Origin of the sequence: Stenotrophomonas sp. VV52 (genome assembly GCF_002893095.1) — a bacterium.
Classification (GTDB): domain Bacteria; phylum Pseudomonadota; class Gammaproteobacteria; order Xanthomonadales; family Xanthomonadaceae; genus Stenotrophomonas; species Stenotrophomonas aracearum.
Genome location: NZ_PKQQ01000007.1, coordinates 171,093 through 184,832 on the forward strand (window position 1 = coordinate 171,093; position 13,740 = coordinate 184,832).

General features: G+C 69.1%; 13 protein-coding genes. 2 read left to right on the forward strand and 11 right to left on the reverse strand.

Going from position 1 to position 13,740, the window contains the following annotated elements:
* Positions 1 to 6: 6 nt before the first annotated feature.
* The 9 genes from C2U58_RS13145 to C2U58_RS13185 all read right to left on the reverse strand — a co-directional run bounded on the left by C2U58_RS13145 (position 7) and on the right by C2U58_RS13185 (position 10,348).
* Positions 7 to 1,305, reverse strand: coding sequence for a DUF58 domain-containing protein (locus C2U58_RS13145; protein ID WP_102946270.1), 1,299 nt, complete (start codon positions 1,303 to 1,305; stop codon positions 7 to 9).
* A complete protein-coding gene (locus tag C2U58_RS13150; RefSeq protein WP_070208213.1) occupies positions 1,302 to 2,303 on the reverse strand; it encodes a MoxR family ATPase in 1,002 nt (333 codons plus the stop codon). Before C2U58_RS13150 ends, C2U58_RS13145 begins: the two co-directional genes overlap by 4 nt.
* Positions 2,300 to 3,475, reverse strand: coding sequence for a DUF4350 domain-containing protein (locus tag C2U58_RS13155; RefSeq protein WP_102946315.1), 1,176 nt, complete (start codon positions 3,473 to 3,475; stop codon positions 2,300 to 2,302). The genes C2U58_RS13150 and C2U58_RS13155 overlap by 4 nt, the downstream gene beginning before the upstream one ends.
* Complete coding sequence (locus tag C2U58_RS13160; RefSeq protein ID WP_102946314.1) at positions 3,472 to 5,088, reverse strand: DUF4129 domain-containing protein; 1,617 nt, start codon at positions 5,086 to 5,088, stop codon at positions 3,472 to 3,474. The genes C2U58_RS13155 and C2U58_RS13160 overlap by 4 nt, the downstream gene beginning before the upstream one ends.
* On the reverse strand, positions 5,078 to 6,070 hold the full coding sequence (locus C2U58_RS13165; RefSeq protein ID WP_102946271.1) for a stage II sporulation protein M: 993 nt from the start codon (positions 6,068 to 6,070) through the stop codon (positions 5,078 to 5,080). Before C2U58_RS13165 ends, C2U58_RS13160 begins: the two co-directional genes overlap by 11 nt.
* On the reverse strand, positions 6,067 to 6,756 hold the full coding sequence (locus C2U58_RS13170; protein ID WP_102946272.1) for an RDD family protein: 690 nt from the start codon (positions 6,754 to 6,756) through the stop codon (positions 6,067 to 6,069). The genes C2U58_RS13165 and C2U58_RS13170 overlap by 4 nt, the downstream gene beginning before the upstream one ends.
* Before the next feature lie 85 nt (positions 6,757 to 6,841).
* The gene (locus tag C2U58_RS13175) at positions 6,842 to 7,375 is read right to left on the reverse strand and encodes a gamma carbonic anhydrase family protein (RefSeq protein ID WP_102946273.1); all 534 of its coding nucleotides are present in this window, start codon (positions 7,373 to 7,375) and stop codon (positions 6,842 to 6,844) included.
* Positions 7,376 to 7,422: 47 nt separating this feature from the next.
* Entirely contained in the window at positions 7,423 to 9,312 is a 1,890-nt protein-coding gene (mnmG, locus tag C2U58_RS13180) for a tRNA uridine-5-carboxymethylaminomethyl(34) synthesis enzyme MnmG (protein ID WP_102946274.1), read from the reverse strand.
* Positions 9,313 to 9,814: 502 nt separating this feature from the next.
* Positions 9,815 to 10,348: a hypothetical protein gene (locus C2U58_RS13185; protein ID WP_102946316.1), complete on the reverse strand. Its 534-nt coding sequence runs from the start codon at positions 10,346 to 10,348 to the stop codon at positions 9,815 to 9,817.
* 113 nt (positions 10,349 to 10,461) lie between these two features.
* Here C2U58_RS13185 and C2U58_RS13190 point away from each other — a divergent pair, with 113 nt between their 5' ends.
* Together C2U58_RS13190 and C2U58_RS13195 are read left to right on the forward strand one after the other, a co-directional pair.
* Entirely contained in the window at positions 10,462 to 11,421 is a 960-nt protein-coding gene (locus tag C2U58_RS13190; protein WP_102946275.1) for a pyridoxal-phosphate dependent enzyme, read from the forward strand.
* Positions 11,406 to 12,023: a YdcF family protein gene (locus C2U58_RS13195; RefSeq protein WP_070208220.1), complete on the forward strand. Its 618-nt coding sequence runs from the start codon at positions 11,406 to 11,408 to the stop codon at positions 12,021 to 12,023. Before C2U58_RS13190 ends, C2U58_RS13195 begins: the two co-directional genes overlap by 16 nt.
* Here C2U58_RS13195 and bioC read toward each other — a convergent pair whose 3' ends face one another.
* Both bioC and C2U58_RS13205 read right to left on the reverse strand, forming a co-directional pair.
* Positions 12,024 to 12,908 carry a malonyl-ACP O-methyltransferase BioC gene (gene bioC / locus C2U58_RS13200; protein WP_102946276.1) on the reverse strand — a complete coding sequence of 295 codons (885 nt, stop codon included), beginning with the start codon at positions 12,906 to 12,908 and terminating at the stop codon, positions 12,024 to 12,026.
* A 47-nt stretch (positions 12,909 to 12,955) separates the two neighbouring features.
* Positions 12,956 to 13,738, reverse strand: coding sequence for an SDR family oxidoreductase (locus tag C2U58_RS13205; RefSeq protein ID WP_102946277.1), 783 nt, complete (start codon positions 13,736 to 13,738; stop codon positions 12,956 to 12,958).
* Between the last annotated feature and the right edge of the window lie 2 nt (positions 13,739 to 13,740).

A 13,740-nucleotide genomic window follows, 5' to 3' on the forward strand; every position in this document is an offset into this window, starting at 1 on the left:
CAGGTCTCACAGCAACCCGTCGCGCTTCACCGCCAGATACCGCTCCACAAGCGCTCCCGGCAACGCATCCGCCGTCACATCCAGCACCATCACCCGGTGACTGCGCAGCGCCTCATGCGCGTCATTGCGCTGCTGCAGGTAACGCGCGATCGCACCCGCCTGCACCGCGTCCTGCAGCGTTTCCACCTCCTGCTCCAGCGCCGCGTCCAGCTCGCGCTCGCGCAGGCTGGCCACGCACACCAGGTGCTGGCGCTGCAGCAGGCGTACCGCCACCAGCAGGTCTTCGATGTCTTCGTCGCGCACGTTGGTGACCAGCATCACCAATGAACGTCGGCGCTGGCGCAGGCTGAGTTCGGTAGCCGCCGCCAGGTAGTCGGTGGCCACCGGCTGCGCCTGCAGGTCGTAGCTGGCGCGCAGCAGCGCGTCGATCGCGCCCATCCCGCGCTGCGGTGCCACCCAGCGGCTTTCGCCGCCGGCCGCAAACAGGCCCACCCCGTCGCCCTGGCGCAGCGCCAGGTAGGACACCACCAGCGACGCGTTGAGCACGTGGTCGAAATGCGAAATGCCACCTTCGCTGGCCATCATCCGTCGGCCGGTGTCGATCATCAGCACCAGCTGCTGGTTCTTCTCGTCCTGGTACTCGCGCGAGATCAGCTTGCGCGCGCGTGAGGTCGCCTTCCAGTCGATCTGGCGCAGGCTGTCGCCGATGCGGTATTCGCGCATCTGGTGGAAGTCGGTGCCTTCACCGCGCCGCCGCTTGAGGTGCGCGCCGACCAGCCGCGAGGCCTGTTCGGCGCTGAACAATGCGAAGCGGGTCAGCGGCGCGAAGTTGGGGTACACACGCACGGTCAGCGCCGGCGGCAACACGCGCCGCTGGCGCCACAGCCGCCACGGTGCATGCACGCGCAGGTGCACGCCTTCGAAGGCGAAGCGACCACGCGCGGTCGGCGTGAGCGTGTACTCCACGCTGCTGGCCACCAGCGGCTTGAGCGTGAGCGCACGCGGCAGGCCCTGCAGCGTCCACGCACCCGGCACCAGGTCGAACACGTCCACGCGCTGACGGCGGCTGGATTCAAACCGCAGCGTGGTGCGCCGTTCCACGTTCAGCGCCAGCGCCTCGGGCAGCTCGCGCTGCACGGTTGGCGAAGGCTGCCCGCGCAACCGCAACAGGTCGATCAGCGCCAACACCGCGATCGCAGCGGCGGTGGCCTGCCACGCCCACAGGGGCAGCAACCCGAACGCCACCGGCAGGCCGAGCAGTCCCCAGCCCACCAGCAACGCCAGCAGCAGCGGGCCTGGCCTCATTTGCGCGGCGCTTCCACCTTGGCCAGCAACGCGGTCAGTGCATCGTCGGCCGACTGGCCCTCGATCTGCAGCTCCGGGGCCAGCGCAATGCGATGGCGTAGCGCCGGGCGGGCCACTTCGCGCACGTCATCGGGGGTGACGAAGTCGCGCCCGGACAGGACCGCCTGGGCGCGCGCCGCACGCACCAGCGCAATGCTGCCACGCGGACCGGCGCCCAGTGCGATGCCGGGGAAGTGGCGGGTGGCGGCGACGATGCGCACCGCATAGTCCACCACCTCCGGATCCACCGTGATCGCCGCGGTGGCCTGCTGCAGCGCGATCACCTCGGCGGCGTTGAGCACGCGCGGCACCTGCGACAGGTCGAAGTCGGACGCGCTGCGCCCGGTGGTGATCGCGTCCACCATGCGCTTCTCGTCCTCCAGCGCCGGGTAGTCGATGATCACCTTGAGCAGGAAGCGGTCCAGCTGCGCTTCGGGCAGTGGGTAGGTGCCTTCCTGCTCCACCGGGTTCTGCGTGGCCAGTGCCAGGAACGGCGGGCTCAGCACGAAGGCCTTGCCTTCGATGGTGACCTGGCCTTCCTGCATCACTTCCAGCAACGCCGACTGGGTCTTGGCCGGGGCGCGGTTGATCTCGTCGGCCAGCAGCAGGTTGGTGAACACCGGGCCGCGCCGGATCTTGAAGCTTTCCGACTTCGGGTCGTACACCGCATGCCCGCTGACGTCGCTGGGCATCAGGTCGGGGGTGAACTGCACGCGGCCATAGTCCAGCTCCAGCGCCTGCGCCAATGCACGCACCAGCAGGGTCTTGCCCAGCCCGGGTACGCCTTCGATCAGCACGTGGCCACCGGCCAGCAGCGCGATCAGGATCTGGTCGAGCACCTCGGCCTGGCCGATGAAGGCGCGGCCGACGGCCTCGCGCACGGCATCGACACGCTCGACCAGGCTCTGGCCGGTCAGCGCGGGAGGGGACAGCGGCGGCGGAACGGTCGGCTCGGTCATAGCAGGTTTCTCATCTGGATCAGCAGGCGGATGCGGTCACGCAGGGCCGCGACATCCTTCGATGCCGGTACCTGCAGGGCGGTCTGGACGCGGGTGTATGGCCACTGCAGCAGGGTGGCGATGGCGTGCACCTGCGCGTCGCCGCTCAACGCGGCGGCGGTCGGCGCGCGCCGACGCAGGCGCGCGAGGAACGCGCGGCGCACGGCGTCGTACAGCAGCGGCGCCTTGCCATAGCGCAGCAGGTGTTCACCGCTGCCACGCACGTGTTCGAGCAGCGAGCGGCGTTCGGTGGCCGGCGCCGGCAGTTCGCTGCCCAGCCGCTGCGCGCGTTGCCACAGCCAGCCGAGCAGCGCCAGCAGCAGCGGCACCCACACCGGCCAGCCCTGGTAGAAGATGCGCGACCACAGGGTCGGCGGACGCGAGCCGTAGATCAGCCACACCGTGCCCTTGCCGTAGTTGGGCTCAAGCAGGTAGCGGGTCAGGTCGCGGTGGGCCGTGTCGTGCAGGCCGTCGGCCAGGCTGCCTTTGGGGTCGTCCGCGGTGAAGCTGCGCGGCGTGCCCTTCAGGAACTCCATGTCCGACAGCACATCGATGGTGCCGGCCCCTTTGCGCAGCCGGACGAACACCAGGCCGTCGTCGTCGCCCCACTCGCGTTCCACGCGGATGCCCTGCGGCGGGTCGATGCCGAAACGCAGCCCTGCGCAGAACTCGGAGTGCCCCGGGTCGTCGGCCACATGGAACGGCTTGCACACGCCCTCGTAGTACTCGGTGTCCACGCCCAGTGCATCCAGCAGCGGGCCCTGCGCGGCGTCCTCGTCCCGGTAGGGCACGGAGGTGCGCAGCAGCAGATGGCCACCGCGCTCGACCCAGGCCAGCAGGGCCTGCGTGGTGGGCGCGGGCACGTCGACACTGTCCTGCAGCAACAGCACCGTGTCGGCCGGCGCGAGCTGCATGCGCGGCAGGTCGATGCGCGGACTGCTATGCGTGGTGAGTCCGTCGGCGCGCAGCGCCTGACCCAGCACGTACAACGGGTTGTAACTGGCCTCGCCCTGCGGCGGCAGGTGTTCGGTGTGGGTCACTTTTTCGTGCGTGCGCAGGAACACGATCGACAGCGGCACGCCGATCGCCAGCAGCACGCCCAGCACCAGCAGCCAGCGCAGGCGGGCGCTCATGCGCGCCACCGGAACTGCGACTGCAGGGTGCTGGCCAGGTTCTCGAAATCATCCGGCTCGGGCAGGCGCCCGGCGTAGGCCGCGTACTGCCAGACCCGCACCACGCGTGCGAACAGCGTGCGGTCGGTTTCGTCGGGCATGCGTCGCGACGCACGCAGGCACTGCGATTCGGTCGCGCCCGGTGGCAGCACCACCCCGGCGCGTTCGCTCATCGACTCCACGCTGGCGCGGTACAGCAGGGCCAGCGCCTGGCGTGGGCGGCCCTGCTGCCACAGGTCGCGCGCGCGCGCGGCCGGATCCGGCGGAATCACCTCGGGCAGTTCCACCGCTTCTTCCACCACCGCGCCTTCCGTTCGGCGTCGGCGTGTGCCGGTGCCGCGCAACCAGCGCACCCACCAGGGGGACGTGACCAGCAGGAACAGCACCAGCGCGCCGACCAGCCCCCACAGGAGCCATTCGGCGATCTGCGCCGGCAGGCGCGGGCCCTTGGCGAACGGATTGGCGTCCTTGTCCCGGTTCTTGTCCCGCTTCTCTTTCTCCTTCTCCGCATCGCTCTGCGTACGTTCCCAGCGGCTGACCTCGCGGGTGGGCGTTACCAGCGGATCTTCATAGGCACGCTGCACGGCCTGGCGGAAGCCGGCGGTATCGGGCGTGCCCCCGAAGATGACCGCCGGGGTGTTGGAAGGATCGTCAGCCGGGACGTCTTCGGGGATGCCTTCATCGTCCGCGTCCGCGTCGGCATCTTCATGGAAACCGTCCGGCGTCCCGCAGCTGGGTGCCTCGTCGGATGCCTGCGCATGCAGTGCGCCCATCGGCCAGCACAGCACCAGCGCCAACACCAGCAATGGCGCCGCCTGCTGCAGGCGTTCGCGCAGGCCTCGGAAGGCGATCTCCACGTCCCAGGCTTCCATTTCGGTACGACGGTTGAGGTACAGCGCGAAGCCGGCCCCGGCGTAGAACGGCCCGATCAAGGTGGCCGCCAGCCAGAACAGGAAATTCACCCCCAGCTTCGCCCAGGCCGGCATGTCCTGGCGCACCATCTCCCAGGCCGCGCGCCAGGAATCGGAGAGCAGCTCCAGCGGCACGAACAGGAAGATCGCCGCGATGCAGCCGCTGACGACGACCAGCTCGAACACCATGCACATGGACGTGAGCAGCACCGCGTGTCCGAACGTGCCGCCCAGCACCGCGCGGCGCCGCACGCTGCGCTGCGCGGCATCGCTGCCTTCCAGCAGGTTCACCGGCAGCAGCAGGGAGCGGAACGGACTGAAACGGCGCCAGCCCAGGTAGCCCCAGAAGCCGCGCCAGCCCCAGTGGCGCTGCGCGCGCAGGGTCTGCAGCGGGCGCGGCTCCTCGCCGAACACGCCGCGCGACATCACATACAGTGCGATCCGGTCGGAGATCGGCTTGAGCCACCACATCAGCAACCAGGCCCAACCGAACGCATCGGCCCACCAGGCCGCGGCGTTGACCAGCGCGAACAGCGGCAGCGACACGCACACCAGCGGCAGCCAGATCGCGCGCGCATGGCGGCGCACCAGTGCGGTGCCCAGTTCCATCGCTTCCCACTCCGAGCGCGCGCGCAGGGTGACGTTGAGCTGGTCAATCCGCATCGCCGGCTCCGCGTCCACCGCGCCACAGCCACACCAGCACCCCCATCCACAACACGGCGGCCACGCTGTACTTGCCCCACGCGGGGACTTCGGCAATGGACGACCAGAACGCTTCGATGAAGGCGGCCACCAACAGCATCGCCGCCACCCCCAGGCACAGGCGTGCGCCGATGCGGCCACCGTCGACCAGCGCGTCGATGCGTCGGCGCCGTCCGGGCGCCAGCAGCTTCATGCCCAGCTGCAGGCCGGCACCGCCGGCGATCACGATGGCGGTCAGCTCGAATGCACCGTGGCCGACCACGAAGCGCCAGAACGGGTCGCCGTGGCCGATGTGCTGCAGGTGGCCGGCAGCGGCGCCGATGGTGAGCCCGTTGAACAGCAGCACCAGCACCGTGCCCAGTCCTGCCAGCAGGCCGCTGGCGAAGGTGCGCAGGCCGATGCTGATGTTGTTCATGATGTAGTAGCCGAACATCATCCAGTCGGTACCGCTGTCCCGCCCCAGGTGCGGCGAGGACGGGTCGTACATGCGTTCCATCGAGGCGATCTGCGCGTTGTCCATCAGCAGGTGGACCAGTTCCGGGTGCCACTGCAGCAGCGCGAAGCTGCCCACCAGCGGCACCACGAACAGCGCGGTGGCCACCCACATGCTGCGCGCCTGGCTGCGCACCAGCTGCGGGAAATCGGCCAGCAGGAATTCCAGCGCACGCCGCCAGCGCGGGGGCGGCGTGCGGTAGAGCACGCCGTGGCCCTGCTGCATCAGCAGCTGCAGTCGCGCCACCAGCTGCGGGCTGTAGCCGCGCCGGCGGGCCAGCGCCAACTGCTGGCACAGGCGCCGGTAGCGTTGCGGAAAATCTTCGTCGTTGAGCGTGGTCGGGTCCAGGGTGTTGCGCGCGTGCCGCGTACGGCCGCCGCGCAGCGCGAACCAGCGCTCCAGCGCCTGCCACTCGGCCTGGTACCGGGCCACGAACTGTTCCTGCCTCATCGGCGCCCCAGCAGCCAGTTGGCCATGGCATACAGGCGCAGTACGCCGACCTGGCCCTGGCCGCCGCTGATCGGTGCGGCCACTGCGGCCAGTTCCTGCTGGCGCGGGCCGGACAGGCGCGGCGCGCGTTCGGCAAAGGCGATGATGGCGGCCTGTTCGGCCGGCTGCAGCGGCTGCGGCGGGGCCAGCACGGTGTCGATGGCCACGCTGCCCGGGAGCGGCCGGGCGCTGTCGTGCACCACCACGGTGCCGGCCACCAGGTCGCCGAGGCGGCGACCGTTGCGGTCGAACAGGCTCGAGAGCAGGCCCAGCGCGTAGGCGAACGGCAGCATGTCCACGGTGCGCAGCAGGTTGCGGGTGATGGCCGCCATCCAGCCGATCGGCGCGCCGTCCTGCGCGACCACGCGCAGTCCCAGTACGCGCTTGCCCACGGTGCGGCCCCACAGGGCTTCCTGCACGATGGTGTAGGCCCACATCAGCAGGAACATCAGGCCCAGGTACAGGCCTCGGCCGAACTCGCCCAGCACGGTGAGCGGAATGCTGAGCAGCATCAGCGCGCCGACACGGATCACGAAGTCGATCGCCCAGGCCAGCGCGCGCGGCACCGGTCCGGCGGCGGGCAGGTGCAGGGGCACGCCTTCGGGCGTGATCACTTCACGGTAGGTATCCAGCATGGGCGCGCTCATGCGCACACGTCACTCCGGACGGCTGCCAACGGCATGCGGTTCTCGACGGCTTCCTGGGTCGGGTGTCGACTGTACCGCGCGCCGCTCACATTCCCAAATACTTGTCCTTCAAGCGCACGTAGTGGTCGGCCGAGTAGTGCAGCGACTCGATCTCATGGGGGCTGAGCGTGCGCACCGGGCGCGCCGGGTTGCCCACCCACAATTCGCCTTCGCCAACCACCTTGCCCGGCCCGATCACCGCGCCCGCCCCGACGAAGCTGTGTCGGCTGACCGTGGCCCCGTCCAGGATGCAGGCGCCCATGCCGATCAGGCTGTACTCGCCGATGGTGCAGGCATGGATGATGGTGCCATGGCCCACGGTGACGCCTTCGCCGATCAGGGTCGGGTAGCCGCCCTTGTTGTACGGGCTGTGGTGGCTGACATGGATGATGGTGCCGTCCTGGATGTTGCTCCGCGCACCGATCCGCACATGGTTGACGTCGCCACGGATCACCGTGCCGGGCCACACCGACACGTCGTCGCCCAGCACCACGTCACCGATGATGGTGCAGGCCGGGTCGATATAGGCGCGTTCGCCGACGACGGGGAAGGTGTCAAGAAAAGGACGAAGAGAAACCATGGGAAAAATTCCGGTAGAGCCACGCCCTGCGTGGCTGAAGCAATCAATCAGGCGACGCGACTACGCCGCGCGCGCTCCAGATGCACCAGCAGCAGCGAAATCGCCGCCGGGGTCATGCCCGGAATCCGCTGTGCCTGCCCAATGGTCTGCGGCCGCACCCGCTCCAGCTTCTGCTGCACCTCCGCCGAGAGCCCGCGCACGCCCGCGTAATCGAAGCCGGCGTCGATGGCGGTGTTCTCATGCCGCTGCTGGCGCTCGATCTCCTCGCGCTGGCGGTCCAGGTAACCGGCGTACTTCACGCCGATCTCCACCTGCTCGGCCACCTTCGCATCGTCCACGCCCGGGCCCAGCGAGGGCACCTGCATCAGCTTGGCGTAGTCCAGTTCGGGGCGCTTGATCAGGTCCAGCACGTTGGTTTCGCGGCTCACCGCCACGCCCAGCGTGGCCTCCACTTCACGACCCAGCGCATTGGCCGGGGTCGCCCACAGCGCACGCAGGCGCGCCGACTCCTGCGCCACCGCCTCCTGCTTGGCCTGGAACGCAGCCCAACGTCGGTCGTCGACCACGCCCAGCTCACGACCGATCCCGGTCAGGCGCACGTCGGCGTTGTCTTCGCGCAGCTGCAGCCGGTACTCGGCGCGGCTGGTGAACATACGATACGGCTCGGTGGTGCCGTGGGTGATCAGGTCATCCACCAGCACGCCCAGGTAGGCCTCGTCGCGGCGCGGGCACCAGCCCGCTTCGTCGCGCACGTGGCGCGCGGCGTTCAAGCCGGCCAGCAGGCCCTGCGCGGCGGCTTCTTCATAGCCGGTGGTGCCGTTGATCTGGCCGGCGAAGAACAGCCCCGACACCGCCTTGGTCTCCAGCGTGTTGTTCAGTCCGCGCGGATCGAAGAAGTCGTATTCGATGGCGTAACCCGGGCGGGTGATGTGCGCGTTCTCGAAACCGCGGATGCTGCGCACCAGTGCCAGCTGCACATCAAACGGCAGCGAGGTGGAAATGCCGTTGGGGTAGATCTCCACCACGTCCAGCCCTTCGGGCTCGACGAAGATCTGGTGGCTGGCCTTTTCGGCAAAGCGCACCACCTTGTCTTCGATCGACGGGCAGTAGCGCGGGCCGATGCCTTCGATCTGCCCGCTGTACAGCGGCGAGCGGTGCAGCGCGCTGCGAATGATCTCGTGGGTGTGCTCGCTGGTGTGGGTGATCCAGCAGCTCACCTGCTGCGGGTGCTCGTCCACGCTGCCCAGGAACGACATCACCGGGCGCGGATCGTCGCCGGGCTGCTCGTCCATCACGCTGTAGTCCAGCGAGCGGCCATCGATGCGCGGGGGCGTGCCGGTCTTGAGCCGGTCGATCGCGAACGGGCGCTCGCGCAGGCGTGCAGCCAACGTGGTGGCCGGCGGGTCGCCCATGCGGCCGGCGGCGTACTGGGTCTGGCCGACATGGATCTTGCCGGCCAGGAAGGTGCCGGCGGTCAGGACCACTGCCGGTGCATTGAACTGCAGCCCGGTCTGGGTGATCACACCGCGCACCGCATCGCCTTCAATGACCAGGTCGTCCACCGCGGCCTGGAACACGGTGAGGTTCGGCTGGGCCTCGACCATGCCGCGGACGGCCATGCGGTACAGGTTGCGGTCGGCCTGGCAGCGGGTGGCGCGCACGGCCGGGCCCTTGGACGCATTGAGCGTGCGCCACTGGATACCGGCACGATCCGCGGCATGCGCCATGGCGCCGCCGAGGGCGTCGATCTCCTTGACCAGATGGCCCTTGCCGATCCCGCCGATGGCCGGGTTGCAGCTCATCGCGCCGATGGTTTCCACGTTGTGGGTCAGCAGCAGGGTGCGTACGCCACTGCGGGCAGCCGCCAGCGCGGCTTCGGTGCCGGCATGGCCGCCGCCGATCACGATGACGTCGTAGCCGTAGAAAGAATCGGTCATGGGGTGCTCGGAGCGGGGCCGGAACGGCCCGGATCAGCCCTGGGGCAGGGCGCGGGCGACAATTTTAGCGCCGTTCGGGGCGGTTCCCTGAATGGGGGCATGCAAAAAAATCCGCAATCAGCCCTCAAGTTGGCACGTTATCTGCAGATAACCCAATAGCACCCAGGATGGCAGGCGCCGTCAGGCGCTACGGATCGGAATTGGAACAGGGGCTGATCCATGCGCATCCCGGGGAAGCAGAGGGGCCGGCAGTCGGGGGACTGTCGGCCCTGTTTTTTTGTCCCGCTTACGCCCGTAAAGCAGAAGGCCCCGCCATTGGCGGGGCCTTCTGCTTTGTAGGTGCCGACATCCGACAGGGCCGGAACAGGGGGGATCCAGATGTTCCTGTCGGATATCGACGTAGAGCTCAATGTGACGCCCCTCGTCGTTTTTGTCACTTTTCGACCGAGGCCGTCACTGCCCGTCTAGAGTGGACTGAGTACCTGGTGAAAATCAAGCGGTCTCACTTCTCAAGTGTGCGCTGGTGCAACTTATTCATGTTCCGCCACGGCGAGCCGTTGTTCCGCTGTTGCGGCGGCGGGGTCGGCCGCGACTGCGGCATACTGGGCGGACGCTGCTGCTGGACCTGCTGCGGCGGACGATCCGGACGCTGCGGGCGGCCCACCGAGTCCATGTTCCGCCACGGCGAGCCGCCGTTGTACGGCGGGCGCGGACGGTCCGGCGGACGCACCTGGCCGCCATTGCCGTTGCCGGGACGCGGCGGCGGGCGATGGTTGTGCGGCGGGCGGTAGTTCGGATACGGACGGTAGATCGGGTAGTTGTAATAGCCACCGTAGCCGCCATAGCCGTAGTAGCCACCGCCACCGTAGTAGCCGCTGCCGTAGCCATACGGATAGCCGGCCGGGTAGCGGTACTCCACCGACGGCGCGCCGTGGTAGTAGCCGCTGCCACCACCGCCGCCGCCCACGTAGTCGTAGGTCGCGCAGCCGGACAGGGCCAACAACAGGCCGCCGGCGAACATCAGGCGCATCTTCATCATTCGAGTCCCCCCTAGGGTAGGTGTCCAGCTTCGGGCCGGGGCATTGAATCGGCCCTTAACTCGGGCCGGTGCGGATGAACCGTTGCCGTTTCATCCGTTAATCTTGTGTCATGACCGATTCATCCCTGCCCTGCGTCGATGACCTGTTGGCCGCCGCCGCGCGGATCGCACCGCATGCCAGCGTCACCCCGGTACTGCAGTCGCGCGCGCTGGACGCGATGAGCGGCGCACGGCTGGCATTCAAGGCCGAACATCTGCAGCGCGGTGGCGCGTTCAAGTTCCGCGGCGCCTGCAATGCGGTCTGGGCCCTGCCCGAGACGGTCGCCGCGCGCGGCGTGGTCACGCATTCCTCGGGCAACCACGGTGCCGCGCTGGCGTTGGCCGCGCGCACCCGGGGCATTGCCTGCCACGTGGTGGTGCCCGACGGCGCGGTCGCGGCCAAGCTGGCCAATATCGAACGCCACGGAGCGACCCTGTGGCGCTGCGCGCCCAGCATCGCCGCACGTGAGGCGATGTGCGCCCAGGTTGAGGCCGACACGGGTGCGACGCTGGTGCATCCCTATGCCGACGCGCGGGTGATCGCCGGGCAGGGCACCGCCGCGTTGGAGCTGATCGGCAGCCACGGACCCTTCGACACCCTGGTGGTGCCGGTGGGCGGTGGCGGGCTGGCGGCCGGCACCCGGTTGGCACTGCAGGCCGCGGCGCCCAACGCCCGGCTGGTGCTGGCCGAACCGGCCGGCGCGGCCGATACCGCACGTTCGCTGGCCGCAGGCGCGCTGCGCCTGGACTTCACCCCCGACACGATCTGCGACGGCCTGCGCGGCACCCTGGGTGCGCCCAACTTCGCGCTGCTGCACGGCGCGGCCGACGTGGTCGTGGTGGATGACGCGGCGACCGTGGCGGCCATGCGCCTGCTCTGGCAGGTGCTCAAGCAGGTGGTGGAACCTTCATCGGCCATCGCCCTGGCCGCGATCCTGGCCGAACCGGCGCGCTTTGCCGGGCAGCGGGTCGGCGTTGTGCTGTCCGGCGGCAATGTCGACCTTGACGCGCTGCCATGGGCGCTGGCATGACCCGGCGCCACCGGGTCGGACTGGCCGGCTGGCTGTGGCGGTTGTGCCTGCTGCTGGCGGCGTGGCTGCTGTGCGTGACCGCGTGGATCGTCTGGGTCGGTGAGCGCGACCAGGCGGCGAAGGCCGACGCGATCATCGTGCTGGGCGCTGCCGCCTACGACGCCAAGCCCTCGCCGGTGTTCGAAGAGCGCATCCGACATGGTTTGGACCTGTACCACCAGGGCTATGCGCCACTGCTGATCTTCACCGGCGGCTATGGCGGCACTGGAGCGCGTTTTTCCGAATCGCAGGTGGCGCGCCGCTATGCGCTGAAGCAGGGCGTGCCGGAAAACGCGATCCTGATCGAAACCGCGTCGCGCACCACCCGGCAGAATCTGGTGGAAGCGCAGCGCCTGATGGAGAAGCGCAAGCTGCACCGGGTGATCATCGTCAGCGACCCGCTGCACATGGCGCGCGCGCTGCGCCTGGCGCATGAGCTGGGCATCGATGCATTGGCGTCCTCAACGCCGAGCACGCGCTTCCGCAGTTTCCACACCAGCTGGAAGTTCCTGGCGCAGGAAATCTATTTCTTCCACCGGGACATGATCTCGACCGGGGCCTGATCAGGTCGTCCTGCGACGGATCGGAATGGCCGACACCGGCACCGTGGCGACGTCATGTCCGTGCTCCCTGATCGGCGCGCCGGCTTCGGGCGCCCACGCATGCGCGTAGATCACTTCCCAGCTGCTCGGCAGCGTGCCGTCTTCGCGGCGCAGCGGTTCGTAGGAGGCGCGCGCGGCGGCGAAACGGCCACGCCCGGTCAAGGTGTGGCGGCGGTCCTGCCGCGCGTTGGTGGCGCCGATCGCGCGCAGCTCGCGCATCAGCGCGTCCATGTCCTTGTACGTCAAGGTGAACAGGTCGCGGTCCAGTACCGGGTCGCGGAAGCCGGACATCATCAGCGCGTCGCCAAACTGCGCGATCGGCGGGAAGCGGCTCACATGCGGGACGTCGTCGGCGCTGGCGAACGCGTCGCGCAGTTCGATCAGCGTCTCCGGCCCGAAGGTGGAACACACCAGCAGCCCGCCCGGCTTGAGCGCGCGGCGGAAGCCAGCGAACACCGCCGGCAGGTCGTCCACCCACTGCAGGCACAGGTTGCTGTAGATCACGTCAACGCTCTGGTCCAGCAGCGGCAACGCGCGCGCGTCGCCGCACACGCGCGAGAACGGCTTCCACCAACCGGCCTGCTTCTTCGACTCGCGCAGCATCGGCAGGGCCATGTCCAGCGCGATCACCTGCGCCTTCGGCCAGCGCTTCTTCATTGCCGCGCTCGCATGCCCGGTGCCGCTGCCAACGTCCAGCACCACCTCCGGCTGCCGCGCTTCCAGGTAATCCAGCGACTCGAGCAGGCGCTTTTCGACCTCGCGCTGCAGGGCAGCGGCGGCGTCGTAACTGGTGGCGGCACGCGAGAACGCGCGGCGGACATGCTGGGGATCGAAGTCGGTGGTCATGCAAGGCTCACTGCGGAAAGCAACTGCGGAAAACAGGAAGGTACGGGTCAGAACGTGCCAGGGTAGGCGCCGCCGTCGATCAGCAGGTTCTGCCCGGTGATGTAGCCGGCCTGGGCACTGCACAGGAACGCGCAGGCGGCGCCGAACTCATCGGCCTTGCCGAACCGGCCGGCGGGAATATGGGTGCGCTTGCGTTCGGCGATCTGCCCGGCGTCGACGCCCTGCTGCTGCGCCATGTAGGCGAAGTTGCCGCGCAGGCGGTCGGTGTCGAACTGGCCCGGCAGCAGGTTGTTGAGGGTGACATTGTTGGCCACGGTACGGCGGGCCAGCCCGGCTACGAAGCCGGTCAGGCCGGAGCGCGCACCGTTGGACAGCGCCAGGATGTCGATCGGTGCCTTCACCGACGACGAGGTGATGTTGACCACGCGGCCGAAGCCGCGCTCGATCATGCCGTCCACGGTGGCGCGGATCAGCGCGATGGGCGCCAGCATGTTCGCGTCCAGCGCCGCGATCCAGTCCGCGCGTTCGAACTGGCGGAAGTCGCCGGCCGGCGGGCCGCCGGCATTGGTGACCAGGATGTCCACCTGCGGGCAGGCCGCCAGTGCGGCGGCGCGGCCGGCGTCGGTGGTGACGTCGGCGACCACGGTGACCACCTTGCCGGCACCGGGAAGCGCCCGCAGTTCCGCACCCGCTTGTTCCAGTGCCTGTTCACCGCGTGCGGCGATCACCACGTTCACCCCTTCGCGGGCGAGTGCGCGGGCGCAGCCCAGGCCCAATCCCTTGCTGGCGGCGCAGACGAGGGCCCAGCGGCCGGCAATTCCAAGGTCCATGG